The sequence below is a fragment of the Embleya sp. NPDC020630 genome (assembly GCF_044334985.1).
Taxonomy (GTDB): Bacteria; Actinomycetota; Actinomycetes; order Streptomycetales; family Streptomycetaceae; genus Embleya.
In genome coordinates, this window is record NZ_JBIRUB010000004.1 from 262,782 (window position 1) to 289,501 (window position 26,720).

28 protein-coding genes and 2 pseudogenes are annotated in these 26,720 nt (G+C 73.1%); 15 read left to right on the forward strand and 15 right to left on the reverse strand.

The annotated features are described in order from the left end of the window. Positions 1-15: 15 nt before the first annotated feature. Positions 16-1,275 (reverse strand): MFS transporter, encoded by a 1,260-nt coding sequence (locus ACH4XV_RS17100; protein WP_395790542.1) that lies wholly within the window; start codon positions 1,273-1,275, stop codon positions 16-18. 177 nt (positions 1,276-1,452) lie between these two features. Here ACH4XV_RS17100 and ACH4XV_RS17105 point away from each other — a divergent pair, with 177 nt between their 5' ends. Together ACH4XV_RS17105 and ACH4XV_RS17110 are read left to right on the forward strand one after the other, a co-directional pair. Then, the gene (locus ACH4XV_RS17105; RefSeq protein ID WP_395790544.1) at positions 1,453-2,193 is read left to right on the forward strand and encodes a FadR/GntR family transcriptional regulator; all 741 of its coding nucleotides are present in this window, start codon (positions 1,453-1,455) and stop codon (positions 2,191-2,193) included. Between the two features lie 11 nt (positions 2,194-2,204). After that, positions 2,205-3,446, forward strand: a complete 1,242-nt coding sequence (locus ACH4XV_RS17110) for a pyridoxal-phosphate dependent enzyme (protein ID WP_395790546.1) — start codon at positions 2,205-2,207, stop codon at positions 3,444-3,446. Positions 3,447-3,468: 22 nt separating this feature from the next. On the opposite strand, the gene ACH4XV_RS17115 is transcribed toward ACH4XV_RS17110, so the two are convergent. The 3 genes from ACH4XV_RS17115 to ACH4XV_RS17125 form a co-directional block, all read right to left on the reverse strand. Then, positions 3,469-4,083, reverse strand: coding sequence for a DJ-1/PfpI family protein (locus ACH4XV_RS17115; protein WP_395790548.1), 615 nt, complete (start codon positions 4,081-4,083; stop codon positions 3,469-3,471). A gap of 100 nt (positions 4,084-4,183) precedes the next feature. Further along, the gene (locus tag ACH4XV_RS17120; protein WP_395790550.1) at positions 4,184-4,594 is read right to left on the reverse strand and encodes a pyridoxamine 5'-phosphate oxidase family protein; all 411 of its coding nucleotides are present in this window, start codon (positions 4,592-4,594) and stop codon (positions 4,184-4,186) included. 134 nt (positions 4,595-4,728) lie between these two features. Further along, positions 4,729-5,556 carry an isocitrate lyase/phosphoenolpyruvate mutase family protein gene (locus ACH4XV_RS17125; protein WP_395790552.1) on the reverse strand — a complete coding sequence of 276 codons (828 nt, stop codon included), beginning with the start codon at positions 5,554-5,556 and terminating at the stop codon, positions 4,729-4,731. Positions 5,557-5,712: 156 nt separating this feature from the next. On the opposite strand from ACH4XV_RS17125, the gene ACH4XV_RS17130 reads away from it, so the two are divergent. Further along, positions 5,713-7,305, forward strand: a complete 1,593-nt coding sequence (locus ACH4XV_RS17130; protein ID WP_395790554.1) for a class I adenylate-forming enzyme family protein — start codon at positions 5,713-5,715, stop codon at positions 7,303-7,305. A 1-nt stretch (position 7,306) separates the two neighbouring features. Here the strand turns inward: ACH4XV_RS17130 and ACH4XV_RS17135 are convergent, their stop codons facing one another. Together ACH4XV_RS17135 and ACH4XV_RS17140 are read right to left on the reverse strand one after the other, a co-directional pair. Then, a complete protein-coding gene (locus ACH4XV_RS17135) occupies positions 7,307-8,008 on the reverse strand; it encodes a helix-turn-helix transcriptional regulator (protein WP_395790556.1) in 702 nt (233 codons plus the stop codon). Positions 8,009-8,114: 106 nt separating this feature from the next. After that, the gene (locus tag ACH4XV_RS17140) at positions 8,115-8,723 is read right to left on the reverse strand and encodes a superoxide dismutase (RefSeq protein ID WP_078974164.1); all 609 of its coding nucleotides are present in this window, start codon (positions 8,721-8,723) and stop codon (positions 8,115-8,117) included. Between the two features lie 138 nt (positions 8,724-8,861). Here ACH4XV_RS17140 and ACH4XV_RS17145 point away from each other — a divergent pair, with 138 nt between their 5' ends. From ACH4XV_RS17145 to ACH4XV_RS17155, 3 genes are all read left to right on the forward strand, one after another. After that, a complete protein-coding gene (locus tag ACH4XV_RS17145) occupies positions 8,862-9,911 on the forward strand; it encodes a questin oxidase family protein (protein ID WP_395790558.1) in 1,050 nt (349 codons plus the stop codon). A gap of 131 nt (positions 9,912-10,042) precedes the next feature. Next, the gene (locus tag ACH4XV_RS17150; RefSeq protein WP_395790560.1) at positions 10,043-10,321 is read left to right on the forward strand and encodes a hypothetical protein; all 279 of its coding nucleotides are present in this window, start codon (positions 10,043-10,045) and stop codon (positions 10,319-10,321) included. 157 nt (positions 10,322-10,478) lie between these two features. Next, positions 10,479-11,120 (forward strand): uridine kinase, encoded by a 642-nt coding sequence (locus ACH4XV_RS17155; protein ID WP_395790562.1) that lies wholly within the window; start codon positions 10,479-10,481, stop codon positions 11,118-11,120. Between the two features lie 18 nt (positions 11,121-11,138). Here ACH4XV_RS17155 and ACH4XV_RS17160 read toward each other — a convergent pair whose 3' ends face one another. Next, positions 11,139-11,972 (reverse strand): aldo/keto reductase, encoded by an 834-nt coding sequence (locus tag ACH4XV_RS17160; protein ID WP_380001398.1) that lies wholly within the window; start codon positions 11,970-11,972, stop codon positions 11,139-11,141. A 67-nt stretch (positions 11,973-12,039) separates the two neighbouring features. Then, positions 12,040-12,354 (reverse strand): annotated as a pseudogene (locus ACH4XV_RS17165) (MFS transporter); the annotation flags it as partial. Between ACH4XV_RS17165 and ACH4XV_RS17170 the strand changes: the two are divergent. Continuing rightward, positions 12,347-12,667: pseudogene (locus tag ACH4XV_RS17170) on the forward strand (MarR family winged helix-turn-helix transcriptional regulator); the annotation flags it as partial. The pseudogenes ACH4XV_RS17165 and ACH4XV_RS17170 sit on opposite strands and share 8 nt — an antisense overlap. A gap of 121 nt (positions 12,668-12,788) precedes the next feature. Here the strand turns inward: ACH4XV_RS17170 and ACH4XV_RS17175 are convergent. Next, positions 12,789-13,838, reverse strand: a complete 1,050-nt coding sequence (locus ACH4XV_RS17175; RefSeq protein ID WP_395790564.1) for a lactonase family protein — start codon at positions 13,836-13,838, stop codon at positions 12,789-12,791. A gap of 177 nt (positions 13,839-14,015) precedes the next feature. After that, positions 14,016-14,672 carry a TetR/AcrR family transcriptional regulator gene (locus ACH4XV_RS17180; protein ID WP_395790566.1) on the reverse strand — a complete coding sequence of 219 codons (657 nt, stop codon included), beginning with the start codon at positions 14,670-14,672 and terminating at the stop codon, positions 14,016-14,018. 79 nt (positions 14,673-14,751) lie between these two features. Here ACH4XV_RS17180 and ACH4XV_RS17185 point away from each other — a divergent pair, with 79 nt between their 5' ends. Next, on the forward strand, positions 14,752-15,537 hold the full coding sequence (locus ACH4XV_RS17185) for an ABC transporter ATP-binding protein (protein WP_395790568.1): 786 nt from the start codon (positions 14,752-14,754) through the stop codon (positions 15,535-15,537). Between the two features lie 15 nt (positions 15,538-15,552). Then, positions 15,553-16,332 carry an ABC transporter permease gene (locus tag ACH4XV_RS17190; protein ID WP_395790570.1) on the forward strand — a complete coding sequence of 260 codons (780 nt, stop codon included), beginning with the start codon at positions 15,553-15,555 and terminating at the stop codon, positions 16,330-16,332. 43 nt (positions 16,333-16,375) lie between these two features. Here ACH4XV_RS17190 and ACH4XV_RS17195 read toward each other — a convergent pair whose 3' ends face one another. Further along, on the reverse strand, positions 16,376-17,353 hold the full coding sequence (locus tag ACH4XV_RS17195) for a helix-turn-helix transcriptional regulator (protein ID WP_395790572.1): 978 nt from the start codon (positions 17,351-17,353) through the stop codon (positions 16,376-16,378). Positions 17,354-17,524: 171 nt separating this feature from the next. Here ACH4XV_RS17195 and ACH4XV_RS17200 point away from each other — a divergent pair, with 171 nt between their 5' ends. Then, a complete protein-coding gene (locus ACH4XV_RS17200) occupies positions 17,525-17,758 on the forward strand; it encodes a hypothetical protein (RefSeq protein ID WP_395790574.1) in 234 nt (77 codons plus the stop codon). Between the two features lie 93 nt (positions 17,759-17,851). Here ACH4XV_RS17200 and ACH4XV_RS17205 read toward each other — a convergent pair whose 3' ends face one another. Further along, positions 17,852-18,589, reverse strand: coding sequence for a DedA family protein (locus tag ACH4XV_RS17205; protein ID WP_395790576.1), 738 nt, complete (start codon positions 18,587-18,589; stop codon positions 17,852-17,854). 157 nt (positions 18,590-18,746) lie between these two features. Here ACH4XV_RS17205 and ACH4XV_RS17210 point away from each other — a divergent pair, with 157 nt between their 5' ends. Beyond that, a complete protein-coding gene (locus ACH4XV_RS17210) occupies positions 18,747-19,220 on the forward strand; it encodes a GNAT family N-acetyltransferase (RefSeq protein ID WP_380001382.1) in 474 nt (157 codons plus the stop codon). Positions 19,221-19,495: 275 nt separating this feature from the next. On the opposite strand, the gene ACH4XV_RS17215 is transcribed toward ACH4XV_RS17210, so the two are convergent. Beyond that, positions 19,496-19,900 (reverse strand): PPOX class F420-dependent oxidoreductase, encoded by a 405-nt coding sequence (locus ACH4XV_RS17215; protein ID WP_395790578.1) that lies wholly within the window; start codon positions 19,898-19,900, stop codon positions 19,496-19,498. A 114-nt stretch (positions 19,901-20,014) separates the two neighbouring features. Between ACH4XV_RS17215 and ACH4XV_RS17220 the strand changes: the two genes are divergently transcribed. Further along, a complete protein-coding gene (locus ACH4XV_RS17220; RefSeq protein ID WP_395790580.1) occupies positions 20,015-20,530 on the forward strand; it encodes a GNAT family N-acetyltransferase in 516 nt (171 codons plus the stop codon). Here ACH4XV_RS17220 and ACH4XV_RS17225 read toward each other — a convergent pair. After that, entirely contained in the window at positions 20,514-21,185 is a 672-nt protein-coding gene (locus ACH4XV_RS17225; RefSeq protein WP_395790582.1) for an SDR family oxidoreductase, read from the reverse strand. The genes ACH4XV_RS17220 and ACH4XV_RS17225 overlap by 17 nt on opposite strands. Before the next feature lie 191 nt (positions 21,186-21,376). On the opposite strand from ACH4XV_RS17225, the gene ACH4XV_RS17230 reads away from it, so the two are divergent. Together ACH4XV_RS17230 and ACH4XV_RS17235 are read left to right on the forward strand one after the other, a co-directional pair. Beyond that, positions 21,377-21,883 carry a GNAT family N-acetyltransferase gene (locus ACH4XV_RS17230; protein ID WP_395790584.1) on the forward strand — a complete coding sequence of 169 codons (507 nt, stop codon included), beginning with the start codon at positions 21,377-21,379 and terminating at the stop codon, positions 21,881-21,883. A 179-nt stretch (positions 21,884-22,062) separates the two neighbouring features. Next, the gene (locus ACH4XV_RS17235; protein WP_395790586.1) at positions 22,063-23,385 is read left to right on the forward strand and encodes a hypothetical protein; all 1,323 of its coding nucleotides are present in this window, start codon (positions 22,063-22,065) and stop codon (positions 23,383-23,385) included. A gap of 45 nt (positions 23,386-23,430) precedes the next feature. On the opposite strand, the gene ACH4XV_RS17240 is transcribed toward ACH4XV_RS17235, so the two are convergent. After that, positions 23,431-24,753, reverse strand: coding sequence for a bifunctional folylpolyglutamate synthase/dihydrofolate synthase (locus ACH4XV_RS17240; protein ID WP_395790588.1), 1,323 nt, complete (start codon positions 24,751-24,753; stop codon positions 23,431-23,433). A 1,092-nt stretch (positions 24,754-25,845) separates the two neighbouring features. On the opposite strand from ACH4XV_RS17240, the gene ACH4XV_RS17245 reads away from it, so the two are divergent. Next, entirely contained in the window at positions 25,846-26,718 is an 873-nt protein-coding gene (locus ACH4XV_RS17245) for a polyprenol monophosphomannose synthase (protein WP_395790590.1), read from the forward strand. Positions 26,719-26,720: the final 2 nt, after the last annotated feature.

Below are 26,720 nucleotides of genomic sequence, written 5' to 3' on the forward strand. Positions count from 1 at the left end.
TCCGGTGCCGGTGGGTCAGGCGCCGGGCCGCCGGGCGGGTTCGGGGGCGCCCGCGCCGCGACCGCCGGACAGCACCAGGCCGACCAGGAGTTGGCCGACGGCGGTGACCACGAGGGCCGCCATCGGCACCGTCCAGCCGCCGGTGGCGCCGTGCATCAGGCCCAGCGCGAACGGGCCGGTCGCGGCGACCCCGTAGCCGAGCGATTGGGCCAGCGTGGACAGCGCGGTCGTCTCGGCGGCGCCGGCGCCACTGCCGCCGATCACCGAGAGCACCAGCGGGAACGAGCAGAAGCCCACCCCGACCGCCACCGCCCACACCACCGGCGCCGCGACCGGCGCGATCAGCAGGCCGGTGAAGCCGATCAGCATGCTCACCGAGACCAGGACGAACGCCGGCCGCAGCCGCCCGGTGGCCCGCACGAACGCGAGCAGCGCGAACGTGGCCGGGATACCCGCACCCTGCGTGATCGCCAACATCGCACCCGCGCCGCCGTGGCTCATCCCCCGGTCCGACAGCAGCGTGGGCAACCACCCCACCAGCGCGTAGCAGTTCAACGCCTGCAACGCGAAGTAGGCGGTGACCAGGCGGCCCAGGCGGGTGCGCGCCATCACCCACGGCGACACGTGCCCCGCGGCGCCGGTGCCGCCGGCCGCCGCGTGCGGGGCGCGGACCAGCGACCACACGAGCAACGCCGCCACCGCCGGGATCGCCCACACGGCCAGGCCCAGCGAGGGCGAGTCGAGCCCATCGGCCACCGGCACGGCCACCGCCGCGGCCAAGGTCGCGCCCAGCGCCATCACCGTGGTGTACACCCCGGTCAGCACCGACACGCGGTGCGAGAAGTGTCCGCGCAGCAGGGCGGGCAGCAGCACATTGCCCACGGCCAGCCCCGACATGCCCACGACGGTGCCGGTCAACAGCGCCCAGGTGGCCGGCACCATCCGCAGACCCAGCCCGGCGGCGAGCGCGACCAGCGCCACCAGGACCGCCCGCTCGGTGCCGAACCGGCGGGCCAGCGGCGAGGCGGTCAGCCCGGCGGCGGCGAAGCACAGGGTCGGCAGGGTGGGCAGCAGCGATGCGGTCACCGAGCCGAAGCCCAGCGTGTCGCGCAGCGCCTCCAAAAGCGCCGACGCGCTGCTGATGCCGAGCCGCAGGTTGAACGCGATCAGCACGATGCCCACACCGGCCAGCCACGCGGCCCGCCGACGGGCGGCCGGATCGGCGGCGGCGGTCGGCGGCGCGAGCGAGGTGGGGGCGGGGGCGGCGGAAGTCATGGGTCAAAGGTAAGACGTCTGATGAATCCTGTCCAGGTGACGTCCGATCATCCGACGTGTGCGGAGGTATCCTGAGGTCCGGCGACGGTATCGGGGCCGGACGTCGGATTCCCGTCGTCGCCCGAGGGGCGGCCGTCCCGCCGGCCGCCGAAGTCCCAGGTCAGGAGCCCGCGCACGATGAGCAGTCTCGAATCCGTGCGCCGGCCGGCGTTGTCCGCCGAGGTGATCGCCCGGCTGCGTGAGCGGATCACCTCCGGCGACTGGCCGGTCGGCGGCCGCATCCCGCCCGAGCCCGAACTGATGACCCAGCTCCAGGTGGCCCGGGGCACGCTGCGCGAGGCGGTGCGCGCGCTCGCCCACGCCGGCCTGCTCGACGTGCGCCAGGGCGACGGCACGTACGTCCGCGCGGTCAGCGAACTCTCCGGCGCGGTCGAACGCCTCTACGGCGGCAGCGACATCGGCCAGGTCCTGGAGGTCCGTCAGGCGCTCGACCTCCAGGCCGCCCGGCTCGCCGCGATCCGCGCCGAGGAGGGTGACCTGGCCGCGCTCGACGACGCGCTGCGCCGGCGCCGGGCGGCGTGGGACGCGCGCGACTTCGACGCGTGGATCGCCGCCGACTGGGAGTTCCACCTGGGCGTCGCCGACGCCGCGCACAATCCGCTGCTGGCCGAGCTGTACCGCAACCTGTCCGGCCCGGTGCGGGCCTCGGTGGCCGACTCCTGGACCGACCCGGGCTACCAGGGCGCGGCCCCGGCCGGCCACGAGGACCTGCTCCGCGCGCTGCGCGACCGCGACCCGGCCGAGGCGGCGCGCCAGGCCGATGCCAACCTGACCGACACCCACGACTGGCACGCGGTGCGCTCGACGAACCACCCGGCGCCGCAGGCGAGTCGCCCGGAGGCGGAGCTGCGGCGTTAGGCTCGACGGTCATGATCTCCGAAGACTCCTCGCCCCGGTCGAGCCCGTCCGACCGGGGGGAATCGCTGGCCACGGTGCAACGTTCGCTGGGCGATCCGAGTGTCGAGTTTCCGCTGTGGCCGCCGCTGGTGTCCGGGTGTCCGGTGACGAGCACCGACGAGGTCGCCTATCCGGTCGAGGTGGACTACGCCTACGACCGGATCGATCCGGAGCTGTTCGCGCCGAGCCGACCACGCGCGGGACTGGCCCGCTGGGCACCGCTGTTGCCACCGCTGCTCGGGTCCGGTCTCGGCGAGGGCGACACGCCGCTGATCGAGCTCGGCGACGGGGTGTACGTCAAGGACGAGTCGCGCAACCCCACCTGGAGCCACAAGGACCGGATCAACCGCTGTACGGTCTCCGCCGCGCTCGCCGTGGGCGCGCCCGGCGTCGTGGTGTCCTCCTCCGGCAACCACGGCGCGTCCGCGGCGGCCTTCGCCGCCCGGGCCGGGCTGCCGGCGGTGGTGTTGGCGTCCTCGGACGCGCCGCCGGCGGTGCACTCGTTCCTGGAGGCGTACGGCGCGACCGTGCTGCCCGTACCGGCCGAGGCGCGGTGGGGGCTGATGCGCGAGATCGTCGACCGGCTCGGCTTCCATCCGCTGAGCAACCTCACCACCACGCACACCGGCCACGCCTTCGGCCCCGAGGGCTACAAGACCATCGCGTACGAGATCCACGCCGAACTCGGCGTCCCGGCGGCGGTGTTCGTCCCGACCGGCTACGGCGAGCTGCTGTTCGGGGTGTGGAAGGGCTTCGCCGAACTGCGCCGCCTCGGCCTGACCGACCGCGCACCCCGGCTCTTCTCGTGTGAGCCGGCCGCCGGCGGACCCCTGGCCGCGGCGGTGCGGGCGGGCCTGCCGGCCGCACACGTCCCGGTCGGCCGGACCACCGCGTACGCGATCGACTGCCCCGTCGGCGGCTACCGGGGCGTCCTGGCCCTGGAACACGACGAACGGCGGGCCCTGCTCCTCACCGACGGCCAACTGGCGGCGGCCCGCGCGGAGTTGAGCCGCCGGGGCATCTGGGTGGAAACCTCGGCCGCGGCGGGCCTGGCGGGCCTGCGGGCACACGGGCCGATCGACGGCCCGGTGGTCTGCGTGACCACGTCCAGCGGCTTCAAGGACCTCGACGTCGGCACCCACCGACCGGACCCCGTGGAGCCGACGTGGGCGGGGGTCGAGGCCCGCCTGCGGGCGGCGGGAATCGCGGCATAGCGGCGGCGTCGCCGAGGCTCGGTCAGCCCGCCGTCACGCGCTCGCCCGCGCGCAGGACCCGGAACACGTGCTCCACGGTGGACTGCTTCTCGCCGACCGGGGCCACGTAGTCGATCGCCGCCCGGGCCGCCGCCTCGCCCAGTGTGCGGGAGATCGTCCAGGCGGCCAGATACTGCGAGGCCATGCAGCCGCCGGCGGTGGCGATCGGGCCGGACGCGTGGAACGGGGCGTCCAGAACCTCGACACCGGCCGCCTCGACCCACGGCCGGGAGGTGGCGTCGGTACAGGCGGGCAGGTCGGCCAGCAGGCCGAGTCGGGCCAGGACCAGGGCGCCGGAGCACTGGGAGCCGACGAGTTGCCGGCCGGGGTCGAGCGGCAGACTCGCGAGCACCGTGTCGTCGGCGACCACGTCGCGGGTCCTGATGCCGCTGCCGATCAACACCACGTCGGCCTCGGGGATGAAGTCGAACGCGCGTTGCCCGGTGATCTCCACGCCGTTCATCGAGGTGACCGTCGGCGTGGGCGTGGTGATGTACGCCGTCAGACCGTCGTGCCGACAGCGGTTGACGATGGCCGCCGCCACGAAGCTGTCCAGTTCGTTGAAGCCGTCGAAGGTGACCACGGCAACCTGTGTCATCGACCCATCCCCGTTCGAATCGGTGTACCCACACTCTCCCGGCAGGCTACGCCTCGACGGCCGGTACACCCCCCGACCCCACGGCGGTCGAGCGCGCCCCCTACACCGTCCCCATCCGCCGAGTCACCGCGATCTCGATCACCACCCGCTCCGGATTCACCCTCGGCTCGCGGTAGCGCTCGGTGTACCGCCGCACCGCCTCGGCGACGGCCTCCGGATCACGGTTGACCGTCGCGATCCCCTCCAGCGTGGACCAGCGCCGCCCGGCGACCTGGGAGAGCGAGACGCGGGCGCCCGGAGCCGCCGCGAGCACGTTGCGGACCTTCTTGCTCGCGCCGTGCGAGATGACCCGGGCGATCCCGGACACGTCGTCGTACGTGGCGCCGACGGGCACCTGGTGCGGCGTGCCGTCGGGGCGGTGGGTGACCAGCAGGCACAGGTGTCGTTCCTGCCAGAAGTCCCGGAAATCCGCGGTGATGGTCGGCGGAACGTGCAACGTCATCGAAATCATGTCTTTCACGATCGAACCGGCCGAATCCGGCGAAGCCGTCCCGGCTCCCCCGCCCAGCAGTATGCCGCCCACCGCGTGGGCCCGCGCCCGAGGATGGGCCCGCACGGCCACCCGCGCCGCCACGCGACGCGGCCTCAGTCCGTTCGGTAGACCTCCGACATCGCCTGGGCCTGTGCGTACGTCGGCGCGTCGCCCGCCGTCGCCTCCCCGTCGTGGGCGACCGACCACGCCAGGTCCACCGCGCTCTGCACCGCGACCCGGAACAGCAGCGAGCCCGTGCTGATCCGCCGCACGCCGAGCTGTGCGAGGCGGGCCCGGGACAGGCCGGTGGGGCTGTACAGGATGTTCAGCGGCGCGTCGGTGGCGCCCACCAGCTTCTCGATCACGGCCTCGTCCTGGACGCCCGGTACGAACACGCCGTCGGCTCCCGCCGCCCGGTAGGCCCGGATCCGCCGCACCGTCTCGTCGAGCGAGGCGCCCGGGCCGCCCGCCCAGTACGTATCCGTGCGCGCGTTGACGAACAGCGTCGGCGCGGCCTGCTTGATCGCGGCGATCACCGCGACCTGGTGGTCCGCGTCGGTCAGCGCCCCGTCGGCCCGCCCGTCCTCGATGTTGATCCCCGCCACCCCGGCCCGCACCAGCTCGGCGCCCAACGCCGCGACGTCCTCCGGGCGCTCGGCGAAGCCGCCCTCGACGTCGACGCTGACCGGCACCGGCAGCCGCGCGATCCCGACCCCCAGGCGCACCGTCTCCGCACGCGTGCCGCCGACCCCGTCGGGCTTGCCCGCCGCGATCGCCACGCCCAGACTCGTCGTCCCGATCGCCGGGAACCCGCGCTCGACCAGTGCCGCCGCCGAGGCGTGGTCCCACGCGTTCGGCAACACCAGTGGCGTGCCGGCCCGATGCAGGGCCAGGAATTCCGCGTAACGATCGGCGTTGGCGGCCTGGTTCACAGTACTCATCGAGCATGCCCTCCGGATCGACGACGACCGCCCGATCGCGGCCGGCCCCGACGATCCTCCCCCACCGCCCCGGGTCCCGGTAGCCGAAATCCCGGCCCGCCCCCCGAACCCGCCGCCCACCTGCGGTAGCGTCCCGGCGAGAAGGTCGGAGGCCCCATGCTGCTGCACGAGATCCTGGTCGCCGCGGCTCGGGAGGTACCCGATCGCACCGCGCTGATCGTCCCCGGACACCCGTTCCGCACCACCGCGGCCGCGGCAGTCGCCGACCCGCCCACGACGTCCTGGACGTTCGCCGAGCTGGCCGCCCGCTCCCGAGCCCTGGCCACGACCGTGGCCGAGCGCACGTCGCCCGGTGCCCGGGTCGGGATCCTCGCGCACAATCGGGCCGAGTACGTCGCCGCCTACTACGGCGTCCCGTGGGCCGGGCGCGTCCTGGTCCCGCTCAACCCCCGGCTGCACCCGCGCGAATGGGCCGACCAACTCGCCCGCGCCGGCGCGGAACTGCTCCTCGGCGACGCCGACCTGCTCGGCACACTCGCGTGGCCGGGCGGCCCGAGCCTGGAACTGGACGCGGCCGTCACCGCCGAGCACACCGGTGCCGAGTGGAGCGCCGACGACCCGCCGACCGACGCCGCCTTCGTCCCCGCCGCCGACGAATCCGCCCTGACCTGGCTGCTGTTCACCTCCGGCACCACCGGCCGGCCCAAGGGTGTCCGGCTCACCCACCGCAGCCTGACCGCGGCCATGCGCGCCTCGCTGGCCTGCCGCCCCGTCGACCCGGACACTGTCGTACTGACCCCCTTTCCGCTCGCGCACGTGGCCGGCTACCAGGTGTTGGCACACCATCTGGCCCGTCGCCCGGTGGTCGTGCTGCGCCGCTATCTCCCGGCCGAACTGCCGGCCGTGGCCCGCGAGTTCGAGGTGACCAGCCTGTCCCTGGCGCCGACCATGATCGACGCGCTCCTCGACCACGTGCGAGAGGGCGACGGATTGCGCGAGCGCATCCGCTCGATCAGCTACGGCGCCTCGCCGATCACCCCCGAGCTGATCCGCCGGGTCGACGGGCTGCTCGGCTGCGGCCTGGGGCAGGGGTACGGGATGACCGAGTTGTCGGGAAACGCGGTGTTCCTGAACGCCGCCGACCACCGCAACGCCGCGCGCGATCGCCCGCACCTGTACAGCGCCGCCGGGCGCCCCGGCCCGGGGGTGGAGATCCGGATCGTCGACGACGCGGGCCGCCCGCTGCCCGCCGGCGCCGTCGGCGAGATCTCGGTCCGCTCCGAGCAGGTCGCGGACGGCTACTGGCAGGTGGACACCGGCGAGTTCGCGGCGGGCTGGTTCCGCACGGGCGACCTGGGCCGCCTCGACGCCGAGGGTTATCTGTACGTCCTGGACCGCAAGAAGGACGTGATCATCACCGGCGGCGAGAACGTCAGCGCCCGCGAGGTGGAGGCGGTCCTGCGCGAACACCCCGGCGTACGCGAGGTCGCGGTGGTCGGCGAACCCGACAGCCGGTGGGGCGAACGGGTGGTCGCCGTGGTGGTCCGGGCCGCCGGACACACCGTCGACCCGGACGAGTTGGTCACGCTGTGCCGCGCGCACCTGGCCGGCTTCAAGGTCCCGCGCCGGGTGGTGTTCACCGACGCGCTGCCGGTCACCGGCACCGGCAAGATCAGCAAGCCCGCCCTGCGCGAACGCGTCCTGGAATGGAGCCGCGCCGACTCCCCGGTCGGGCCCACGGGCTCCTGAACTACTCCGTGCCCGACGACCCCGCGTCGGCCCGCGTCGACCCCGCCTCGGGCCAGGTCCCCCGCGGCCGGATCTCGTACGCGCAGTGCGGCGCGCCGGCCACCATGTGGCTCACCCGCCGCACCTCGGTGTCCGGCAAAGCCTCGCGCAGGAACGCCAGTTCCGACGAGCACGCGGTGCCGCAGCGGATCGCCACGTCGAAGATCGCGCAGTTCTGCTCGACGATCAGCCAACCGCCGCCGTCCGCCAGCGGTCGCGCGGCGGCCAGGTAGCCGTCCTCGTCGAGGATGGCGGCGATCGCGGCCACCCGATCGGCGAGGTCGGGCGCGGTGGTCCGGGTCCGGGCGCGCTCCAGGCGCCGCTCCCGGCGCCGGTCGAACAAGCGTTCCACAAAGCCGGGTTCCTCGGCCTGCGCGGTCTCCAGGAGGTCCCCGACCAGGTCGCCGTAGCGCCGGGGGAACAGGTTCTCGCCGGCCGTGGTCAACCGGTACACGTGCTTCGGCCGGCCCGGCCCCAATCGGGCCTGCCGGTGGGTCACATACCCCTCGGCGACCAGCCCTGACAACTGCTGGCGCATGCCACTGGCGGTCATCCCGACCGCCTCGGCCAACTCCTCCGCGCGCAGCTCGCCGGCGCCCTTGAGGCGCCGCAATATCTCCCGCCGGGTCTCGGGCAACAGTGCGAACGCGTCCTGCTCGCTCACCCCGCTCGCCTCCCTCGTTCGTCCCGAGTACCCCGAGTGCGTGTCACCCCCACCGGACGGGGCCGCACGGGAAACCCCCGCGCGGCCCCGGACCGGACGTCGTTCCTCAGGCGCCCTTGGCGGCCGAGAGGCGCGCGGCGACGTCGTCCCAGTTGAAGACGTTCCACACGGCCTTGAAGAAGTCCGCCTTGACGTTCTTGTACTGGAGGTAGAACGCGTGCTCCCACGCGTCGATCGCCAGCAGCGGCACGGTGCCCTGCGGGATGTTGCCCTGGTGGTCGTAGACCTGGGTGACCACGATGCGCTGCGACAGCGGCTCCCACGCGGCGACGGACCAGCCCGACCCCTGCACGGTCATCGCGGTCTGCGTCATGTGCGCGCGGAACTGCTCGAAGCCGCCGAAGTCGACGCCGATCTGCTCGGCCAGGTCGCCGGTGGGCTCGCCGTTGCCGGTCGGGCCCAGGTTGGTCCAGAACAGGCTGTGCAGCACGTGGCCCGAGACGTGGAAGGCCAGGTCCTTCTCCAGCTTGGAGATGGTGCCGTACGCCTCCTTGTCGCGGGCGTCGGCGAGCTGCTCGAGGGCGGTGTTGGCACCGGCCACGTACGCCGCGTGGTGCTTGTCGTGGTGCAGCTCCATGATGGCGCCGCTGATGTGCGGCTCCAGGGCGGCGTAGTCGTAGGTCAGGTCGGGGAGCGTGTAGACCTTGTCGGCCACGGGAGTTCCTCCTGCGCAGTGGTTGCGGTGACAGAGCCGACCCTATGCTTCTCCCGGGAATACCGGCAAGTTAGGCAAGACTTAACTGTCCTAACCGGAAGTCCCCGGTCCACACTCGGCACACGAAGGAAACGAACGATGCGACAACAAGCCGCCGACGCCTTGGACGAAGCATTCGCACGTCTGCACCGCACCGGCTCCGAATTCGACGACAAGCTGTCCAATCACGGGCCGATGGCCGTCGAAGCCCTCGTGCACGCGGGCCAGTGGGAAGCCGTGCCCGCTTGGCTCGACTCCTACACCCGCCGGCTCGAACCGGTTTCGCGACCCACCGAGCGCATCGCCCGCGACGCGTGGCGCGAGGCGCTGGGCGACCGCGCCCGGGACGGCGACTGGATCGCCCTGTTCACCGACGAGATCGCCGAACGGCCGTGGCGCGAGGTGCTCGCGCTGTGGTGGCCCAGGCTGCTCCCGGGACTGCCCGGCGGCGCCACCCACGGGGTGATCCGGGTCGGACACGCGGTCCGCGCCCTGCTGGACCTCGGCGAGAGCCCGGTCCGCCTCGCCGAGTTCGCCCACGCGATGGCCTACTTCGCGTCCAGCAACCAGGCCCTGCCCGAACTGCCGCGGCTCGCGGGGGGCCGCACGCCGTTCGAGGCCCTGGACGCCGTCCCGCCCCTGCCGATCGAGGAGAAGGACCACATCAGCCGCCGGCTCGACTTCCTCGCGGGGTGGGACGCGTGGCTGACCCCGACCCTGTCGGTGCAGGAGGCCACGACCCCCGAGCAGGCGCAGGCGCTGCTCGCCGACACCGTGCACGCGGCCACCCTGCGCTACCTGCGCCGCGGACACGGCAGCGGGGTGATGAACGTGCACGCGGTGACCGCCCCGAGCGCGGTGTTGCGGGTGCTGCCGGCACTGCCGCGCGAGCAGTGGATCCCCTCGTACACCACGGCCTGGGCCACCAGCAGTGCGGTCTTCGCGGTCTACTCGGGCCGCGAGGACGCGACCGGTACGCCCGCTCCCGCGCCCGATCCCGTCGAGGCCGGACAGCGTGCCCTCGCGCACGGCGACGAGCACGTGATCAAGCTCGTGGACACCGCGGTGGACGTGTTCGCCCGCTCCGGCGACACCCGCGCGCTGGCTGCGGGCACGCTCGCGGCGGAGTTGATCACGCCGGAGCACTGACCGGTCGCGCCGGGCAAGGCGACACGCCCTCGAACGGGTGAGATTCCCCCACTCGGCGCAGCCGATTGCGTTCGCTGGTGCCGCGCACACGCCGTGCGGCACCAGCGAACCATCCAGTGAACGGAGCCCCCATGCGCATCACACCGCTGCTCACCGCCGCGACGGTCGGCATCCTGCTCGCCCTGACCCCGGCCGCCCCCGCGCTCGCCGACGGCAACGCGGACACCGTCACGAGCGAGACCAGCCGAATCGGCCCGGGCGGCCCGGGCGGCATGATCGGCGAGGACGACGTGCTGCACGACCTGCGTCCGGCCGTGCTGGGTGTGCACCAGGGCATCTCCGGCGGCTTCGTGGAGGTACCCGCACCGGTGGTCCAGGCCCCGCAGATGCCGCCCATGCCCACCTTCTGAGGCCCGCCCGCCTTCCCACGGCCACCACCCGGAAGACCGCCCCCGGCACGAACCGCGCGGACCGGCACGCCGCGACCCGGGTCGGGCGCACCCGCTCGATCGGCGCGGTCGACAATGGCCCCATGACCGCACCGAACGCACCCCGCCCGGCGCGCCGATGGTGAGCGTACGACCGATCACCCCGACCGCCCTGGTGGACGAACTGGTCGAGGCGATCGCCCGGCGCGCCGCCGGCCGGCCGTGGACCCGGGTGGCCCTGGACGGCGCGGACGCCGCCGAACCGGGCGCGCTCGCCGACGCGTTGGTGGCGCCGCTGCGCCTGCGCGGGCATCCGGTGTTGCGGGTGCGGGCCCGCGACTTCCTGCGGCCGGCGTCGGTGCGCCTGGAGTACGGGCACACCGACGCCGAGTCGTACCTGTGGGGCTGGCTGGACGACGCCGGGCTGCGCCGCGAGGTGTTGGAACCGCTGGCGCCCGGCGGCACCGGGCGGGTGCTGCCGAGCCTGTGGGACGCGGCCCGGGACCGGGCCACCCGCGCCGACTACACCGTGCTGCCCGAGGGCGGGGTACTGCTCCTGGACGGGCCGCTGCTGCTCGGCAAGGGCCTGCCGCTGGAGTTGACGGTGCATCTGTGGTTGTCCCCGGGGGCGCTGCGCCGGCGCACCCCCGCCGAGGACGCCTGGACGATCGAGGCGCTGACCCGCTACGCCGAGGAGATCGTGCCCACGACCGAGGCGGACCTGACCGTGCGCTACGACCATCCCGCGCATCCGGCGCTGGTCGAGCCGCAACGCCGCTGAGCGTCGGCGCGGTCGGCCTCAGTCGACCTCGTCCGGGTCCGGGCCGAGCCGCTCGCCCCGGTCGAGCCGGCCGATCGCGTCCAGTTCGGCCGCGTCCAGGTCGAAGTCGAACACCTCGAAGTTCTCCCGGATCCGCGCGGGCGTGACCGACTTGGGGATGACGATGTTCCCCAGGTGCAGGTGCCAGCGCAGCACCACCTGGGCGGGCGATTTGCCGTGCGCGCGGGCCGCCTCGGTGATCACCGGGTCCGCCAGCAGCGCGCCGCCCTTGCCCAGCGGGCTCCACGCCTCGGTCGCGATCGCGTGCGCCCGGTCGTACGCGCGGACCCGGCCCTGCTGGAGGTAGGGGTGCAGTTCGACCTGGTTGACCGAGGGCATCACGGCGGTGTGTTCGAGCAGTCGAGTCAGGTGCTCGGGTTGGAAGTTGGACACCCCGATCGTGCGCACCCTGCCATCCGCGAGCAGCTTCTCGAACGCGCGCCAGGTGTCCAGGTAGCGGTCCCGGCTCGCCGCCGGCCAGTGGATCAGGTACATGTCCACGTAGTCCAGGCCGAGCAGCCGCGCGCTCTCCTCGAACGCGGCGAGCGTCGAGTCGTATCCCTGCTCGGTGTTCCACAACTTGGTGGTGACGAACAGTTCCTCGCGCGGGACGGAGGAGGCGGCCAGGGCCCGGCCCACACCCGCCTCGTTGCCGTAGATCGCGGCGGTGTCGATGCTGCGGTAACCCACCTCGATGGCGTTCGTCACCGCGGCGGTGGCCTCGTCGTCGCCGACCTGGAAGACCCCGAAGCCGAGCTGCGGGATGGTGACGCCGTTGTTGAGGGTGACGTCGGGTACGGGGGTGGAACTCATGATGGGGACGGTCCTTCGTGATGGGGGGTGGGGATGGGGGATCGATAGGGGAAGGAAGGGCTCGCGGTCAGCCGCGAAGCCGGACGGGCCGAGGGGTCGCCGGCTCCGGCACGCCGGAGCCACCCTGCCCGCTCTGCCCGCCGGCGGCCTCGGCCACACCGGGGAGGTGTCCGGCGACCGTGCGCGAACGGGTGGGCGCACGCCGTTCCAGTGCCCGGGCCAGTACCGCCAGGGCCAGTGCGCCGAGCGCCGGCCCGGCGCCGACCCAGTTCGCCGACGCGTAGCCGTGGCCGGCGTCGATCACCAGGCCGCCCTGCCGCGCCGCGATCGCGTTGCCGAGGTTGAACGCGCCGATGTTGACGGCGGAGGCCAGGGTCGGCGCCAGGGGGCACCGAGGAGTGGACGTGCTCGACCGGCAGGACGGCTTCCACCTGCGGATGAACGAACTCTCGGACGCGGTGGTATTGAACCAGAGCGCGACCACGCGCCTGGTCACCCGGCTGGAGGAGCGCGGACTGCTCTCGCGCTATCTGTGCGACACCGACCGTCGGGGCATCTACACCGAGGTCACCACCGCGGGCTGCACACTGCTCTCCGCCGCCCGCCCCACCCACGACCGAGCCCTGCGCGAAGCCCTCGCCAAGGCCGAGGAGCACACCGAACTGGCCCCACTGGTCGACGTGGTCAAGTCGCTCGGCGCTTGGCGCGTGGGCGCTGCACGGAACCGGGGCACATCCGGCCCGACGCCGGACGGATCGAGGCGACCCGTCCGGCGGCCAGGCGGGCTCGGGAGCGGCCGGGCCCTGTCCGGCGGACCTAGGCCAGCACGCTGGTCGGGCTTCCGGTCGCGAGCGCGACGCCGAGGGCGGTGAGCCGGCCCGTGCCCGGGTCGCAGCGGAATGCGGTGATCGTGTCGCCGCGCTGGTTCGCCACGTACAACACGTCGCCGACCAGGGTCAGATCACGCGGCCAGGCCCCGCCCGTCGGGATCTCCTCGACCAGGGACAACTCCGTGCCGTCGACGGCGAGCACCGAGACCGTGTCCGGCCCCCGGTTGGCCGCGTACACGAAGCGCCCGTCCGCCGAGGCCACGATCCCCGACGGCGCGCCCTCGCCGCCGGACAACACGAACGGCTTGCCCGCCACCGTCAGCGCCCCCGTCCGCGGATCGCCGCGCAGCGGGGTGACCGTCGTGTTCAACTCCCCCGCCAACCAGGCCAGGTCCTTCGGCCCGTACGCGATGTGCCGCGGCCCGGTCCCCGGCGGCAGGGTCACCTTCGGCCCCTCGGCGATCGTCCCCGCCTCGGCGTCGAAGTTCAGGTGGTACACGGTGTCCGAGCCCAGGTCGCACACCACCAGCCACCCGCCGCCGGCGGCGAACGTCACCTGGTGCGCGTGCGAGGACGCCTGCCGGTCCGCCACCGGCCCGGATCCGGTCAGCCGTACGTGTGTGGCGGCTTCGCCGAGCGTGCCGTCGTCGGCGATCGGGTGCACGGTCACACTGCCGCCGCCGTAGTTGGCCACCACCACGAACCGCCCCGTGGGGTCGGCCGCCAGATGACACGGTCCGGCGCCGAGCGTGGAGACCTCGCCCAGCGGCACGAGCCGTTCGTCCTGCACCGAGTACGCGCCGACCGCGCCCTCGCCGGCCCGCTCGCTGACCGCGTACAGGAAGCGGCCCGAGGGGTGCCGGGTCAGATACGACGGCGAGATCGCGGGAATGGCCGCGGACGGCGTACCGAGCAGTCCGCTCTCCGGGTCCTGCCGGCACACGGTGATGCCGGTGCCGTGCCCGTCCATGTCGGGGGTGTACGAGCCCACGTACACCAGCGGTCCGCGTCGGTCGGAAGCATTTGGTGAGGTCACACGGTTCTCCTGTGGTCCGGCCGGTGGCGGCCGATCATCGGTCGACTCCTGATCCATCGACCGAGCCGGCGACGCCGACCACGCAGATCATCGCGGATCGAACGCGCCGCCGCGGCCGATGTCATGCTCCTCCCCGACCCCACCGCCGGCACACCCCGCCGAAGCGCCGGAGCCGGCTCACTCGGATCCGCGAACCGCGTAGCCCAGCACCTCGGCGCTCAACAACGTTTCGACCGCGTCCAGTTGCTCCAGCGCGCGGTCGGCCGTCTCGTCCGGATCGACGCCGTCGGCCAGGCGGCGGCCGATCCCCCGGAAGACGGCCTGCTGGATTCCGGCGAGTTGGCCGGCGATCAACTCCGGTACCGGGTCGGTGGGTGCCACTCCGGCCTCCTCGGCGAGGGTGCGCGCCAGCGCGTCGGCGCCGGCCTGCTGCATCCGCCACAGCCGGCCCACCAGCACCGGCGATTCCAGCATCACCCGCGCCCACCGCTCGTAGCCCGGAAACAGCCCGGCGTAGGGCGAGCGCTCCTCCACGTCCCGGCGCAGCACCGCCAACACCGCGCGTGTGGCCGACTCGCCCACCGCGCGCTCGCGCACGATGTGGGACAGGCGGTCCACCAGTTCCGACTCGCGGTCGAAGAACAGGTCCTCCTTCGCCGGGAAGTAGTTGTACACGGTGTTCACCGAGACCTCGGCCGCTTCGGCGATCTGCGCGACGGTGACCGCGTCGAACCCGCGTTCCATGAACAACCCGGTCGCGATGTCCGAGATGTGCGTCCGGGTGCGGCGCTTCTTGCGCTCACGCAGACCCTCGGCGGGTTCGGCCTCCGTCATGTCGCCATTGTAGTCATCTTAGGGGTTCTTAAATTTTGGGGTCGTTGCAAAAATTAAGCGACTGTGTTTCGGTGGTCCCATGACACCCGTCATCCACACCACCGGGCTCGCCCGGACCTTCCGGACCAAGCGCGGCACGGTCGAGGCCGTCCGCGGCATCGACCTGACCGTCCCCGCCGGCGAGATCCTGGGTTTCCTCGGGCCCAACGGCGCCGGGAAGACCACCACGCTGCGCATGCTCACCACGCTGCTCGCCCCCACCGGCGGCAGCGCCACGGTGGCCGGTCACGACCTGCTGCGCGATCCGGCGGGCGTACGCAGACGGATCGGCTACGTCGCCCAGTCCGGCGGCCTCGACCCGGGTGTGTCCATGCGCGAGGAACTCACCACCCAGGCCCGGCTGTACCGCCTCGACCGGGCCGCCGCCCGGGCGCGCACCGCCGAACTGGCCGCCGCCCTGGACCTGGCCGACCTCCTGGACCGCCCCTGCGCCGCGCTCTCCGGCGGCCAGCGCCGCCGGCTCGACATCGCGATGGGCGTGCTCCACCGCCCCGAGGTGCTGTTCCTGGACGAGCCGACCACCGGCCTGGACCCGGGCAGCCGGGTCGACCTGTGGGACCTGGTCCGACGGATCCGCGACGAGTGGGGCACCACGGTCTTCCTGACCACGCACTACCTCGACGAGGCGGACGCGCTCGCCGACCGCCTCGTCGTCGTCGACCACGGCCGGGTCGTCGCCGAGGGCACCGCACACGCGCTCAAGACCGAGTACGCCGGCTCGCCCGACGCCTCGCTCCAGGACGCCTTCATCGCCATCACCGGCCGGCGCGCCCCCGCGCCCGCCGAGACCCCGATCGCCGTCTGACCCGCCGAGGTGAGCATGTCCACGCCATCCGCGCCTTCCGCGCCGGCCGCGTTCCTGGCCGACACCCTGCTGATCTTCGGCCGCTACTTGCGCCAGACCCTGGCCGCCCGGGTCGGGTTGGTGTTCGGGCTGCTGCAACCCCTGCTGTTCCTGGTCCTGTTCGGGCCGCTCCTGCACGAGGTCCCCCTCGGCGGGAAGGGCGACTCCTGGCAGACCCTCGTCCCCGGCCTGCTGGTGCAACTCGGACTGTTCAGCGCCGCGTTCGCCGGTTTCGGCATCCTGATCGAAAAGCAGCAGGGCATCCTGGAGCGAATGCGGGTGACCCCGGTGAGCCGCGTGGCACTGCTGCTCGGGCGGGTGCTCAAGGACATCGTGCAACTGCTGGTCCAGTCGCTGCTGCTGGTCCTGGTCGGGTTGGCCTTCGGGCTGCGCGCGCCGATCCTCGGGATGCTGGTCGGATTCGGCTTCGTCGCGCTGATGACCGCGTCGATCGCGTCGCTGTCCTACGCGTTGGCGATGCGGGTGGACAGCCCGCAGGAGTTCGCCCCGGTGGTGAACTCGGTCAACCTGCCGGTGATGCTGCTGTCCGGGATCCTGCTGCCGATGTCGCTGGCCCCGGACTGGCTGGACGGGCTCTCTCGGGCCAACCCGCTACGGTACGTGGTCCTGGCGGTGCGCTCGGCGTTCGTCGGGGACTACGGGGGCACGGTCGGCACGGGGGCACTGGCGGCGCTGGGCCTGACCGCGGTGTCGGTCCCGGTGGCGGTACGGCTGTTCCGGCGGGCCGGGGCGTAGCGGGCGGCCGGTCCGCGGCGGCGCGGCGGCGCAGCGCGGGTGCCTACCCGTACCGCGCCGCCGTCGCGCGGGCGCCGGCGGCGATCGCGGCGCGCAGCTCGGGCGGGCCCAGGACCTCCACCTCCGGCCCCAGTCGCAGCAGTTCGGCCACCCCCACCTCGATCGTCTCGATCGGGAGCCGGGCCCGCACCCGACCGTCGGGCAGCGGCTCCCCCGCGCTCGCCTCCACGACCTCGGCGACGTGCGCGCCGAACAGGGGCCGCACCATTCCCCGCGCGCCCTCGGTCAACAACACCTCGGCGTCGATCGGCCGCAACCGCTCGGCGAACTCTCGGGACGAGTCCTCCCAGTAGGCCGCCAGATCGAAGTCCGGATCACGCTCGAACACCTCGTCGAGCACGTGCAACTCCTCGATCCGCACCACCCGATAGGTGCGGTCGCGACGCTCCCCCGCCCCGGCCGAGCGCGCAACCAGGTACCACTGCCCCGCCTTGAGCACGAGCCCGTACGGTTCCAGCTCGCGGATGACCTCGCCGGCCCACCGCCGGTAGTGCACCCGGATCCGCCGATCGGTCCACACCGCGCCCGCGATCCGGGACAGCTCGGGCGAGCGGTCCGCCTCCCGGTACCACCCCGGCGCGTCCAGGTGGAAGCGTGGTCGGGCCCGCTCGACGCGCTCGCGCAGTTCGGCGGGCAGTCCGGCCCGGACCTTGAGCTGCGCGGAGGCGACCACCGCGCCCAGACCCAGTTCCGCCGCCGGGCCCGGCAGCCCGGCCAGGGACAGTGCGTGGGCCTCGTCGTCGGTGAGCCCGTTGATCCGGGTCCGAAAGCCCTCCAGGAGCCGATAGCCGCCCGCGGGACCGCGCTCGGCAACGACCGGCACCCCGGCCGCCGCCAGCGCCTCCACGTCCCGGTAGACGGTCCGGACGGACACCTCCGACTGCTCGGCCAACTCGGTCGCGGTGACGAGCCCCCGGTTCTGCAGGGTCAGCAGGATGGTCAACAAGCGGCTCGCACGCATGGTCGCAATTGTGGCGGAGCGGACCCCGGCGGCGCCGAACGGGTGAAATGCCCGGCCGAACCGGTGCACTCGGCTTCTGGATCCTCGATCGTGCGCCGTTCGTTGATCGAATATCGAGTGGACTCTGCACGACTGTGATCTCGGGGCCGGAACGAAACGGAGAACGGCGCCATGAGCGGCTTCCTCGACAAGGCCAAGAAGATGGCCGAGGACACGATGAACACCGGCAAGCAGAAGGTCGAAGAGGTCCAGGTCGGCCGGGACGCGTCGGCACTGCTGAAGAAGTTGGGCGCCGCGTACTGGACCGAGCAGCGCGGCGGCGGCTCGCACGAGGAGGTCACGCGGGCCCTGGCCGCACTCGACGAGCACGTGGCCAAGCACGGCGATGCGGCGCTGCACGGCTGAACGTCCCGGCCCGGGTCGGGGCCCGGGCACAACGAAGGGGGCCGGGTCCACGACCCCGCCCCCGCTTGTCCGTCGCGTATGCCCGCCGGCCGATCAGGCGACGCTGTCCCCTCGGGTCGCCGACGTGGCCCCCGCGAAGTCGCGGCGCGCGTCACCCGACGCGGCGTCGGCGGTGGGGTCCGCGAACGCCGAGGAGCCGTCCTCCTCGGCGTTGCGCCGCCGCCGGCGCCGAATGAGGGTGACGGCCCCGGCGACGATCCCGATCGCCACGATCGCGGCCCCTATCCAACCGGGCACGCTCGCCGCCGACGGGTACGCGCTGCCCGCGAGCCGGCCCAGCATGATCGAGCCCGGCACCCACACCACGATGCCGACCGCGTTCCACGGGGCGAACCGCCGATAGGGCATCCCCGCCGCCCCGGCCAGTCGCGGCAGCAGTGTGCGGGCGAAGGCGACCCAACGACCCAGCATCACCGTCACGCCGCCCGCGCCCCGGCCGCGGGTGAACATCTCCTCCGCCCGTTCCCACCGATGTTCACCCACCCTGCGCCCGATGCGCCCGGTTCGTATGCGTTCGCTGCGATGTCTGCCGGACAGGTAACCGAGAGTGTCCCCGGCGAGCGCGGCCAAGGTCGCGATGATCAGTACCGGCACCAGTGCCAGGTGTCCGGTCGAGGTGAGCAGTCCACCGAGCAGGAGCACCGGTTCCGCGGGGGCGAAGACGCCGAGCAGCAGACCCGTCTCGATGATGGCGACCAGTGCGATCACGACATAGGCGTATAGCGGCGGGAGATCCCCCAGCCGATCCACCCACTCGTGCACGGCATCCACGTGGAACCTCCCCGTTAGGCCGCTTGCCATGTGGCCTGACAAGCATCCGCCTTCAATGGTGTCAACGGATCCTGCGCGCGGCCGAATTCCCGCCTACTCCCCTGGCGGTATGGACCTGACAAAAGTCATCCGATCCCGCGCGTCTACGTTGGGCACCATGAACGACATCCAAATCCGGCCGGCGAACCGCGACGACCTGGCCGCCATAGTCGGCCTCCTGGTGGACGACACCCTGGGTTCGGGACGCGACTCGCAGGAGGACATGACCCCGTACCTGGCCGCCTTCGACCGCCTGTCGGCCGACCCGAACCAGGAGGTGGTGGTGATGACCCGCCCGGACCCGGAAACCGGCGCCCCGAAGGTGATCGGCACCCTACAACTCACCATCATCCCGGGCCTGTCCCAACGCGGAACGACCCGGGCCTTGGTGGAGGCGGTCCGCATCCACAGCACCGAGCGCGGCAACGGCCTCGGCACAACGTTGATGCACTGGACCATCCAACGCGCCCGAGAACGAGGCGCCACCCTGATCCAACTAACCTCCAACAACACCCGAGAAAACGCCCACCGCTTCTACCGGACCCTGGGCTTCACAGACTCCCACGTAGGCTTCAAACTCCCCCTGCAATAACCCCAAAAGCCCCACCCGACACAACCCACCCCCAAAACCAAGCCCCTCAGCCCACAAGCCCACCCAGCCGAGCCAACACGCCCCCAAGCACCCCGACCCCCACTGGAAGCCCCCAGCCGGGTCAACGCTCGAGGCCAAACAGCCCGGCCGGCGCTTGAAGCCACCCAGCCCGGCCGGCGCTTGAGGCCAAACAGCCCGGCCGGCGTTCGAGGCCAAAGCCCGCCGCACGGCCCGAGTGCGCTCAAGGCCAACCCGGCACCACCAGGCTCGGGCGCCTACTCGCGCTCCCCAAGCACAACGCGCACGCCCACCGTCCCCGCCACCCCCCGCCGCACCCGGCTCCCGAGGAGCGTCACCCACCCCACCACGCCGAACTTGCGCCGAATCAACCCCCGATACCGCTCCGTCCCGGCCGCATCCAACAGCGACGCGGTCCCCGGCACCGCCTCCCCCCGCACGCGCCCCCGCGCATCACACTCGGCGACCGTGACCCGCCCGCTGTTACGGATCCGCTTCACCTTCCCGGACGACCGCGCCGTCCACACCCCGAGCGCATCGCCGTCGCGGAACACCCACACCGGCGTTCCCACCGCCCGCCCGTCCCGGCGAAACGTGGTCAACAGGACGTATTTGCCCGCCGCGAGTCGATCCAGATCCTCGGGCGTTCCGGACGAAGTCATGCGCGCGAGTCTAGGGCGCACGCGCGGCGCGGAGGCGGCGCACACGAAGCCGTAGCCAAGATCGTCCGCCGCCCGACCTGCCCGGCGCGCCGCCGCGGATGGGACGATGATCCGATGTCGCGCACATCGGAGGAAACCCGCGTCCAGGTCCGCCCCGCCGTCGAGGCGGACGGGACCAGTCTTGCCGAGATAGACCACCTCACGTGGTCCCCCGACGTCACGCCCGCCCCCCGCTGGGCGGTCGACAAGGTCTTCTTCCGCGACGCCGACCACGTGCGCGACACCCTCGTCGCCCACGAGGACGACATCGTCGTCGGCTATGTGCAACTCGAACGCTCGACCCTGTGCCCGGCCTCCGGCCACGTACAGATCATCAACGGCCTCGCGGTACACCCCGACCACCAGGGGCGCCGGATCGGCCGACTGCTGCTGACCGCGGCCGAGGCCGAGGCGCGCCGGCGCGGTGCCCGCCGCATCACCCTGCGGGTGCTCGGCGGCAACGCGTCCGCGCGCGCCCTGTACACGGCCTGCGGCTATCGCATCGAGGGCGTCCTGGAGGGCGAGTTCCTGCTCGCCGGGCGTTATGTCGACGACGTGCTGATGGCGCTCGACCTCACGAACGAGGCCTAGCCGCCGCGTACTTGACCGCCTCGGCGACCGGCACGTCGCCGCCGACCGCTTCCAGCGTGCGGCCGATGGTCCCGGGCTCTTCGAGCAGTTCGGCCAGGATCGCCGCCACGTCGTCCCGACGGATCGCGCCGCCACCCTCGCGTTCGGACAGCGCGATCAGTCCGGTGCCCGGGTCGTCGGTGAGCCGGCCCGGGCGCAGGATGGTCAGGTCCAGCGCGCCGCGCGAGCGCAGATCCTCGTCGGCCTCGCCCTTGGCGGTCAGGTAGAGCGCGAAGTCCGGGTCGGTGTCGGGCGGCGGCGCGGTCGAGGCGCCCATCGACGAGACGATCACGTAGCGCCGCACCCCCGCGTCCTCGGCCGCGTCCGCCAGCAGGACCGCGCCGCCGTAGTCGACGGTCATGGTGCGCTCGCGGGTGCTGCCCGGGCCCGCGCCGGCCGCGAACACCACCGCGTCCGCGCCCGCCAGGTGCTCGGCGACCTCCTCGACCGGGGCCCGCTCCAGATCGCACACGACGGGCTCGGCACCGGCCGCGACCAGGTCGTTCGCGTGATCGGGGTTGCGAATGAACCCGACCACCGTGTGTCCGCGATCGGCGAGCAGGCGCTCCAGCCGAAGGGCGATCTTTCCGTGTCCACCCGCGATGACAATGCGCATGTATGACACGGTAAATTCACAAACCGGGACATTCACCACCGCCGACCCGCGACACGTCCAGGTTCCACTGATCGGCCGCGCCCCGGACCACGCCCCGGGCCCACGTCCCCGCCCAGGCCCCCGCACACCCACGCCCGCACCGCACCACCCTCACCCGGCGCGACTCCCACCCGCCCCTACAGTCACATGCCATGACAATCACTCCGGGCCCGACCATCGACACCGACCTCACGCACACCCGCGACCTGCTCTTCGCGTACTACAACGCGACCGCCGAGGAGGTCGGCCACGCCGGCTGGGCCTCCCCCGACCTGCTGCCCGAGTGGTGCCGCACCGATCACGACGACCCGGCCGACTACTACGCGCACCCCGGCGCCTACTTCACCGCGCACCTGGCCGGCCGGCCCGTGGGCGGCGTCGGCGTACATCTGCTCGACCCGGGAACGGCGGAGGTCAAGCGCCTGTACGTGCTCCCGCACGCCCGGGGCCACGGCACGGCCCGGGCGCTGATGACCCGCCTGCACGCACACGCCCGCGCCGTCGGCGCCGACCGCTGCGTCCTGGACTGCCTCCCGCAGCGCACCGGCGCGATCGCCCTGTACGAAGCCCTCGGCTACCGGCCCATCCCGCCGTACCGGGAGTACACCGCCCACGCGCCGCTGTCCTGCTTCGAACTCCGCCTCGACGCGCGGGGGTGAACCCGACTTCAGCTCGACGCCCGCCGACTGCCGAAGTCGCCCATGATCCCCCATTTGCCGTAACTTGCCACGTCGCTTCCCCGCACGATCGGGCGGATTTCGCCCTTTGACCTCCCCCGCGCCCCGCAGCCGTTCTATCGTCGCCCCGTTCGGTGTCACCCGTACGGAAGGGGCCGGTCGTGACCCGAGGAGGCATCGGTGCGGCGCGCGTCGGCAAGGCACTGGGGCTCGTCCCCCGCCAGGTCCGCCTCGCCGCCAGAACAGGACTGCTCGCCCAACACCAAGACGGCACCTTCGACGCGGACGCCGTCGCCCGCGCCGCCGCCGACCCGGGCCCCTTCCTCACCGCGCTGCAACGCGAGGAACCGCTGACCGCCACCGAGGCCGCGCAACGCCTCGGGATCAGCCGCGAGCGCTTCCGCCGGGTCGCCCGGGCCGCCGGGCTGGCGGTGGTCGACCGGGTAAGGGTCTCGCGCTACGGTCGCGACCTGGAGGTGCGCTACTACCGCACCGCCGACGTGGACACCCTGCACCCGCACATCGCCGCCGACCGCGAACTGCGCGAGGCCGCCCGTACCGTGTCCCGCTCGCTGGCCGCCGCCAAGGCCGCCGCCACCCGCGCGCACAACCGCGAACGGGCGCACCACGCGCGCAGCTATCTGGCCACGCTGTCCCCCGACCAACAGACCGACCCGGCCGACGCGATCGCCTTCGCCTGCGCGCTGGCCCGCCTGCACGGCACCGCGCCCGCCCGGCTGCGCCGCTTCATGGCCGACCCGCGCGTACGCGACATCGCCGAGATCGCCGACCAGTGCCGCTTCAAACCGGAGGAAATCGCGGAACTGCTCACCGCCGCCGCCCCGCGCGCGATCGCCGCGCTGCGCGCCCTCGCCCGGCCGCACCGGGTCTGGGCAACGCTCGGCGTGCCCGCCGAGGACATCGCCCACCGGGTGCCCTCGATCGATCACCACATCAGCGTCGACCTGCTGCACGAACTGGCCACCGACCCCCCGCGCTGGCTGCTCGAACTGCACGCCGACCGCGAACTCGAACACGCCTCCGCGGCGGTCACCCGCTGGTTGGACCGGGAGTGGCACGCCCAGCAGCGGCGCGCCGAGGCGGTGTGTCGCGCGGCCGAGGCGGTGATCGACCAGCTCGCCGACGACGCGGTCGCCGAACTGTTCGCGCTGCCGGTGGAGGTGATCGTGGAACTGCGTCCGCGCAGCAACAAGTGGACGACCGCGTACGTCGAGGAACTGCTGCACACCCGCCCGCTGTGGTTGCGCAGCCTGGCCCTGGCCCATGCCGAGATCGCCCGCCGCGCCGCCGCCCGCACGCGCCGCGAGGCGGCGCGCACCCAACGCCGCCTCAACTGGCGCCGCACCTGGGCGAGGGCCCTGTCCGTCCCCCTGGACACCGTGCCCGACACGGTCGAACGCCCCACGCCGGCGGCCCTGCACACCGCGCAAACCGACCCCCCGCCCTGGGCCCGCCCCCACTGACCGACCCGGAACCGGGTCGGCCGGGCCGCTGCGAGCCGTAGCGGTTCAGGCGGGGGCCAGGCCCAGCGCGGTGCGGGCCTCGCCGACCAGTTTGTGCGAGCCCAGGACCACCACCAGGCCACCCTCCCCGGCCAGCTTCCCGGCGCGGCCCAGCGCCGCCGTCACGTCCGGCTCGACCCAGTCCGAGCGCGCCGCCCCGGCCGCCGCGCGCAGCGCGAACAGCGCCGCCGGGTCGGCCGCGTCGCCGGAGCCGCTCCGGGTCATCACCACGGGCCACTCGACCGGCAGCGCGGCCAACATCCGCGCCGCGGGCTTCTCCCGCATGACGCCGAAGACGACCACCGGCGGCACCCGATCCGCGGCGCGCGCGTGCCGGGCGATCTCCGGCGCGACGGCGGCCAGCCCCTGGACGTTGGTCGCCCCGTCCAGCAACACCCGTCCCGACCACTGCCCCACGCGCGCCGACGCGACCAGTTCGAGCCGTCCGGGCCAGCGAGTCGTGGCCAGCCCCGCACGCAGGCGCTCGTCGCGGTACGCGGGCACATGGCCGCGCTGCACGAGCGCGTCCACGCCGGCCACCGCGAGGGCGAGGTTGTCGTACTGGTGCGCGCCCGGCAACGTGCACACCAGGTCGCGACGCACCCCCAGCGGCGTCCGTACGTCGAGGAGCGGCGCACCGCCCGGGCCGCCGTCCCGCGCCTCGACCAGGATCTCCCGCCCCAGCCGCCACACGGTCAGCCCCGTGTGCCCGGCCAGCACCTCCTCGGCCGCCGCGGCCGCCTCCGCCGACAGGCGGCCGAGCAGCACGTGATCCCCGTCCACGGTCGCGCCGACCTTGGCCCGGGCGATCTCCGCCTCGCTTTTGCCCAGCCGCTCGGTGTGGTCCAGGCCGACCCCGGTGAGCACCTTCACGTCGAGCCCGAACTTGCGCACCACCGTGCGCTGCCCGCCGATGTTGGCCTCGGCCGCGACCAGTTCGACCCCCGCCCGCCGAAAGTGCGCCGCCGCCGCGGCCGCGTGCAACGACGAGGCGTTGTAGGCCAGTCCGGTGGCCCGGATCGCGTCCACCGCCTCCGTACAGGCCGCCGCGTACTCCTCCTCCGACACCGGCACCCCGTCGACCCGGATCCGCTCGCGCGGCTCCTGCAGATGCGGACTCGGCATGCTCCCCACCCGCAGCCCCATCCCGTTCAGCGCCGCGACCGCGAACGCGCACGTGGACCCCTTGCCGTTGGTCCCCACCACCTGCATCCCACGCAGCGCCCGCTCCGGATGCCCCATCGCCGCCAACAGCTCCGGAAAGTGCCGCCCGTTCCCCCGCACGCGGTGATACTCCTCGACCACGTGCGCGCACTCGCGATAGTCCATGACCCCCGATCGTGTCACCCCGAGCCACCCCTCGGCCACCCACCGTCGCGACCCCCGGCGATCCGCAACGGCCGGGCCCCGTCCGAGAGTTGCCGGCAGCCTCGCGGTGTGCGGCACACGCCGCCGCGGGCGCTCGCGGGTGGTGTCGGGAAATCGGCCGACCGGGCGGCCGCGGCTCGATCCCGGCGCTTTCGGGGCTCCTCGTCGATGTGGCAACGGAGGGAGCCCGCTCGCGTGGTGGGGCCTCGTACGTGTACAACTCCTACAACACCCCCGTACGGCCCGCGCGCACGACACGCCGGGACTCCGGACGAGCAGGGTGCCGCGCCGCGACGCGTCGAAGCGGTGTCGTCGGCGGGGGCGAAATGGTGCGACGCGACCCATTGGGGGAACGATTGCGCCACCCGGCGGGCGCACACCACCCACACCCGTGTCACACCACCCCGGGGCCTGACCTGCACCGATACCACGTTTGCCCAGGTCAGTGCATTGTTGACACCGCGCCCGCATCGCCCAGTACGTTCGACCCGGTCCACCGCAGGACGACCGGCAGGAGAACACCCTCCCCGAGCACGCGCACGCCTCCGGGCCACAGGTGGCACAGCCACCGGGCGCCAGGTCCGGAACCGACGTGACACGCGCCCGGGAGGCCGCCCCACGCGGCCACGAACGGCAGAGCGGCACCCGTGCAGCCGCCCCGCCGGACGCGAGCACACCCCACGCCGGAAGGTGAGACCGCGGCAGAGCCCGGTCGCCCAGTAGACAACGACCACCGCGACCGACAGCCAGCCGGTCCGGGGCCGGCCCGAAGGGCGACCGGGTTCCCGCTGCCATCCACCCATACCGTCGAGCCACCCGCGCCGTCGAGCGGGCCACGGGTCTGTCCCAGGGCGAAACCGAATGGCCGGCTCGTCCGTTGTACCGTCACTGCATCACCCGCCCGGCGCGCCACCGTGTCGAGCACGACCGCAGCGATCCACGACGACCCGGCGAGGGGGCCACACGGTGCCGCAGTTCGACCGCGACGCGGCGCCCCGCGCCGGCCACGCGGATCGACAACGCCATCGAAGCCAACGCCATCAAGGAGATGATGTGACCGACCGCGAGCAGACCAGCTTCGCCGATCTCGGCAAGGTGCTCGTCATCATCCCCACCTACAACGAATCGGAGAACATCGAGCCGATCGTTGCGCGCCTGCGCGTCGCGGTGCCCGACGTCGACGTGCTCATCGCCGACGACAACAGCCCCGACGGCACCGGCGACATCGCCGACACCCTCGCCGAGCACGACCCGCACGTCCAGGTCATGCACCGCGCGGGCAAGGAGGGGCTGGGCGCCGCCTACATCGCCGGCTTCCGCTGGGGCATCGATCGCGGTTACGACGTCCTGGTGGAGATGGACGCCGACGGGTCGCACCAGCCCGAGCAACTGCCCCGACTGCTCGAAGCGGTCCGGGACGCGGACCTGGTGCTCGGCTCGCGCTGGGTGCCCGGCGGCGGCGCGGTCAACTGGCCCGGCCACCGCAAGCTCATCTCTCGAGGCGGCAGCACCTACTCGCGGCTGATGCTCGGCGTCGACATCCACGACGTCACCGGCGGCTTCCGGGCGTTTCGCCGGGACACCCTGCTGGGCATCGGCCTGGACGAAGTCGCCTCGCAGGGCTACTGCTTCCAGGTCGACCTGGCCTGGCGCGCGATCCGCAAGGGCTACCGCGTCCTGGAGGTGCCGATCACCTTCATCGAGCGCGAACGCGGCAACAGCAAGATGAGCAACACCATCGTCGCCGAGGCGCTGTGGCGGGTCACCGCGTGGGGCGTCGGCCGCCGGGTCGGCAAGTACGCGGACGAGCCGACCCCGGAACCCGCCCCGGACGCCGCCCCCGTGCCGGCCCCGGCCGGCCCGACCGACGCCGAAGCCGCCAGTACCTCCGGCACCACCACCGGTGCCACCCCGCCGAGGACGTGATC

Excerpts from the sequence above, each read along its gene's own strand:
- ACH4XV_RS17100 (WP_395790542.1), bottom strand. The coding sequence starts at position 1,275 with ATGACTTCCGCCGCCCCCGCCCCCACCTCGCTCGCGCCGCCGACCGCC.
- ACH4XV_RS17105 (WP_395790544.1), top strand. The coding sequence starts at position 1,453 with ATGAGCAGTCTCGAATCCGTGCGCCGGCCGGCGTTGTCCGCCGAGGTG.
- ACH4XV_RS17110 (WP_395790546.1), top strand. The coding sequence starts at position 2,205 with ATGATCTCCGAAGACTCCTCGCCCCGGTCGAGCCCGTCCGACCGGGGG.
- ACH4XV_RS17115 (WP_395790548.1), bottom strand. The coding sequence starts at position 4,083 with ATGACACAGGTTGCCGTGGTCACCTTCGACGGCTTCAACGAACTGGAC.
- ACH4XV_RS17120 (WP_395790550.1), bottom strand. The coding sequence starts at position 4,594 with ATGATTTCGATGACGTTGCACGTTCCGCCGACCATCACCGCGGATTTC.
- ACH4XV_RS17125 (WP_395790552.1), bottom strand. The coding sequence starts at position 5,556 with ATGAGTACTGTGAACCAGGCCGCCAACGCCGATCGTTACGCGGAATTC.
- ACH4XV_RS17130 (WP_395790554.1), top strand. The coding sequence starts at position 5,713 with ATGCTGCTGCACGAGATCCTGGTCGCCGCGGCTCGGGAGGTACCCGAT.
- ACH4XV_RS17145 (WP_395790558.1), top strand. The coding sequence starts at position 8,862 with ATGCGACAACAAGCCGCCGACGCCTTGGACGAAGCATTCGCACGTCTG.
- ACH4XV_RS17150 (WP_395790560.1), top strand. The coding sequence starts at position 10,043 with ATGCGCATCACACCGCTGCTCACCGCCGCGACGGTCGGCATCCTGCTC.
- ACH4XV_RS17155 (WP_395790562.1), top strand. The coding sequence starts at position 10,479 with ATGGTGAGCGTACGACCGATCACCCCGACCGCCCTGGTGGACGAACTG.
- ACH4XV_RS17160 (WP_380001398.1), bottom strand. The coding sequence starts at position 11,972 with ATGAGTTCCACCCCCGTACCCGACGTCACCCTCAACAACGGCGTCACC.
- ACH4XV_RS17180 (WP_395790566.1), bottom strand. The coding sequence starts at position 14,672 with ATGACGGAGGCCGAACCCGCCGAGGGTCTGCGTGAGCGCAAGAAGCGC.
- ACH4XV_RS17185 (WP_395790568.1), top strand. The coding sequence starts at position 14,752 with ATGACACCCGTCATCCACACCACCGGGCTCGCCCGGACCTTCCGGACC.
- ACH4XV_RS17190 (WP_395790570.1), top strand. The coding sequence starts at position 15,553 with ATGTCCACGCCATCCGCGCCTTCCGCGCCGGCCGCGTTCCTGGCCGAC.
- ACH4XV_RS17195 (WP_395790572.1), bottom strand. The coding sequence starts at position 17,353 with ATGCGTGCGAGCCGCTTGTTGACCATCCTGCTGACCCTGCAGAACCGG.
- ACH4XV_RS17200 (WP_395790574.1), top strand. The coding sequence starts at position 17,525 with ATGAGCGGCTTCCTCGACAAGGCCAAGAAGATGGCCGAGGACACGATG.
- ACH4XV_RS17210 (WP_380001382.1), top strand. The coding sequence starts at position 18,747 with ATGAACGACATCCAAATCCGGCCGGCGAACCGCGACGACCTGGCCGCC.
- ACH4XV_RS17215 (WP_395790578.1), bottom strand. The coding sequence starts at position 19,900 with ATGACTTCGTCCGGAACGCCCGAGGATCTGGATCGACTCGCGGCGGGC.
- ACH4XV_RS17220 (WP_395790580.1), top strand. The coding sequence starts at position 20,015 with ATGTCGCGCACATCGGAGGAAACCCGCGTCCAGGTCCGCCCCGCCGTC.
- ACH4XV_RS17225 (WP_395790582.1), bottom strand. The coding sequence starts at position 21,185 with ATGCGCATTGTCATCGCGGGTGGACACGGAAAGATCGCCCTTCGGCTG.
- ACH4XV_RS17230 (WP_395790584.1), top strand. The coding sequence starts at position 21,377 with ATGACAATCACTCCGGGCCCGACCATCGACACCGACCTCACGCACACC.
- ACH4XV_RS17240 (WP_395790588.1), bottom strand. The coding sequence starts at position 24,753 with ATGGACTATCGCGAGTGCGCGCACGTGGTCGAGGAGTATCACCGCGTG.